Origin of the sequence: Candidatus Burkholderia verschuerenii (genome assembly GCF_001189365.1) — a bacterium.
In the GTDB taxonomy this organism is placed as follows: domain Bacteria; phylum Pseudomonadota; class Gammaproteobacteria; order Burkholderiales; family Burkholderiaceae; genus Caballeronia; species Caballeronia verschuerenii.
This window is the reverse complement of record NZ_LFJJ01000363.1, coordinates 1-1,534: the sequence shown is the minus strand read 5'-3', so window position 1 is coordinate 1,534 and position 1,534 is coordinate 1. Positions and strand designations below refer to the sequence as shown.

The following is a 1,534-nucleotide window of genomic DNA, read 5'->3' as shown; positions in this document are numbered from 1 at the left end:
GCTCAACGTCATGCCTCAACCTCTACTCGTGCGCTGCAGACCTGGCTGAGATGTGCGTTTACGTCTGCACCAGACTGCGTCGTCGGGTCCATTCCGGCAAATTCAATTTTGCAGGCCAGACTAGGTACCCCCATCGGGCGATGCAGACGGTCTGCACATCAGTGCGCGCGTTCTTTTACTGGCGCGACGGGATCTCAGTGATCGAGCACGCCCTATTGGTTGCGGGCATGCGCTCGCCGGCGCAGCAGTTCTCCAGTCGTTCTACTTCGCAATGCATCCCCTGTGCGCCCGACCCGGCAACAGCTCGTTCGTTAGAGATACCTCGATGTCTCTCCGGTAGAGTCTGGCTACGGGTGCCGCCGTGATGCTTGTTGCGCTGTGTTGGTCAGCTGCTCCCTGGCATCCGCATGCTTGTGGCAGCGGCGGCCCGTACACTGGCAGTCAGACCGATGAATATCTCGGCGACGATCACACTCATATCAACCGCTTAAAACACACCTCCTATAACCGGGAAAATTGACTATCCTTCATAAGCGATAAGGCCCCGTCAAACAGGAGTCTCTCATGAACCGCCCGGAACAGGTCTTCCAACTCAATACTGCCCCGAAGCTGTCGTCAGTCGTTGATTTCAATGGGACTTGGAAAAATGAACTGAACTCCATTATGAAAATTCAAGTAAGTGCTGACGGCATGGTCATGGGCTCTTACACCCTCGATAGCAGCCCTTTCGCCGGCACAGAAATGAAGCTCATCTGTCATTCAGTCGGAGACTTGCTTACATTCACCGTTCGATTCGCCGAGGTTGCGATCACCTCTTGGACAGCACATGGCGTAATAGAAAACAAAGTCCAAAAATTCTCACCTTATGGCAGCAGATTATTGCCATTGCTGACGAAGAAAATCCGCTGGAGCAATGGAAAACCGTGTTAGCCGGTGCTGACGAGTTTTCGCCTGCCTGACGCGGCGCATCCCTCCTGTGGTATCGACAATCGACTTCAGTATATAGATTTATGTTGGCTTTGTTCTTTGCTTCCGTGCTTTTTGCTTTGTCTGGAGCATTGATAGCGCTGTCTTGATAATCGGCGCTAGATCCTCTCCTCCTGCGATGATCTCGGCGGCCTCCGAGACCTTAACCGAAAACTCAAAAACAAAGCGAGTGACGCGCTGACTGCGAACCTTACGGATTTTTAGTGCTAATCGGGATTCCTCTTTAACGCCCATCAGATGTGCCACGATCTGCTCTGCGGAGCGTCTTTTCGGTTTTTTCAGCAACTCTTCCGCACACTCCACCATCTTGGCTGTACCGATCACCTGATGAATCTTGAGGAGAACATCACCGTTTGCATAGAGGAGTGTTTTTCCCTCAAATAATTGCAACACTTCTATGGGGAGCTGCGATATTGCGACTGCACGCATTAATTTCGTCTTGTGCCAGCCCAATGCTTGAGCAGCTCCAGTCATTGAGTCCCAACGCGCCTCAGCAAGCCCCTTCTGATAAATCGCCGCCATGGCTAGAGGAGTGAGTGTTGGGGAC

2 protein-coding genes are annotated in these 1,534 nt (G+C 52.3%); one reads left to right on the top strand and one right to left on the bottom strand.

The annotated features are described in order from the left end of the window. Window positions 1-564: 564 nt before the first annotated feature. Window positions 565-930, top strand: coding sequence for an avidin/streptavidin family protein (locus BVER_RS28890; RefSeq protein WP_050456144.1), 366 nt, complete (start codon window positions 565-567; stop codon window positions 928-930). A 78-nt stretch (window positions 931-1,008) separates the two neighbouring features. Here BVER_RS28890 and BVER_RS28885 read toward each other — a convergent pair. Beyond that, window positions 1,009-1,534 (bottom strand): hypothetical protein (locus BVER_RS28885; RefSeq protein ID WP_232316921.1); only part of this gene is annotated, 526 nt, incomplete at its 5' end.